Source organism: Amycolatopsis kentuckyensis (genome assembly GCF_002155975.1).
In the GTDB taxonomy this organism is placed as follows: domain Bacteria; phylum Actinomycetota; class Actinomycetes; order Mycobacteriales; family Pseudonocardiaceae; genus Amycolatopsis; species Amycolatopsis kentuckyensis.
In genome coordinates this window covers 1-1,104 of sequence record NZ_MUMI01000899.1, presented here as the reverse complement: position 1 = coordinate 1,104, position 1,104 = coordinate 1, and the positions used below count along the sequence as shown (strand labels likewise).

The following is a 1,104-nucleotide window of genomic DNA, read 5'->3' as shown; positions in this document are numbered from 1 at the left end:
AGATGTGTATAAGGTACAGCCCCCTGTACGGCCCACCACGGGCCGTACAGGGGGCGTTTCTCGTCGTTCTCGGATGGACGGCCCGGCGGCCACGGCGCCCCGCTATGCTGCCTTCATCGCCTCCGGGGCCCGAACCCTCGGGGGCGCCCTACTGTCGGGAGTAGAGGAGCCAGCCATGGCGCAATACCGCGTCCGATACAGCGTGCTGCCCGCCGGGGTCGGCCCGGACGACTACGAGCCTGCGGATCTCACCAGCGGCGAACTCGTCCTCGAACTATCCGATCCTGCCCCCGAGCACCCGGGCGGGATGGAGTACGGACCGCCCGTCAGCGAGGTGGAGCGGGCCGTCACAGCGGCCGCCCATCTGAGTGACGGGGACCAGCCCATCATCCGCACCTGGGACCTGGTCTAGGCCCGCTGCTCAGCATCCTCCAGGCGCGCGCTGTAGTGCTCGTGATCCCTGGGGTAGCCGACCAGTTGCGGAAGCGCGTCGCGGAACCCGTCCGCGGCGCGTTCCCATTCGCGGCACGCGTAAGCCGTGTCGGCCTCCTGCAGCTGGGCCCGTACGGGTGTGAGCCAGTACAGCCAGCCTGGCCGGTCCTCGGGGTCCGGCACCATGCCTGCGTACGCCCGTGCCTCCTCGGCCAGCCGGGCCGCCTTGTCGCGCTCGGACAGGGCGGCGGCCGCCATCGCGGCCTGGTGCGCGGCGACCGACGCGGCCGCCGGCGACAGCGCCTGGGCGGTGACCCGGGCTTCCTCGGCCGTCCGTAGCGCCCGGATGGGATCGCCTCGGCGTAGGGAGTAGTAGGCGCGTACGCGGTTGACCCACGACGACATGTCGGCGGGGCCTCCGTCGGTCGCCCAGCCGCTGGCGAGGTCGAGCCACGACAGGGCGGGGCCCGGTTTGTCCGCCTGCCAGCACACCCAGGACAGCCAGTGCGCGTGCTCAGCGGCCAGGAGCAGGAGCTTGTCAGCGGCGCGGCCGGATGCGTCGGGGAGCATGCCGGTGATGGAGTCCAGTTGGGAGCGCACGGTGGGCCACAGGTCCCGGCCGCCCACCTCGTCCTCGGCGCGCCGATACTCGACCAGCACGCGGCCGATCCA

At 72.0% G+C, this 1,104-nt stretch carries 2 protein-coding genes; one reads left to right on the top strand and one right to left on the bottom strand.

All coding sequences use genetic code 11. The annotated features are described in order from the left end of the window. Positions 1-175: 175 nt before the first annotated feature. A complete protein-coding gene (locus CCN39_RS49005) occupies positions 176-412 on the top strand; it encodes a hypothetical protein (RefSeq protein WP_086746182.1) in 237 nt (78 codons plus the stop codon). Here the strand turns inward: CCN39_RS49005 and CCN39_RS49000 are convergent. Further along, positions 409-1,104 (bottom strand): NsdA family TPR-like regulatory protein (locus CCN39_RS49000; protein WP_086854054.1); only part of this gene is annotated, 696 nt, incomplete at its 5' end. The genes CCN39_RS49005 and CCN39_RS49000 overlap by 4 nt on opposite strands.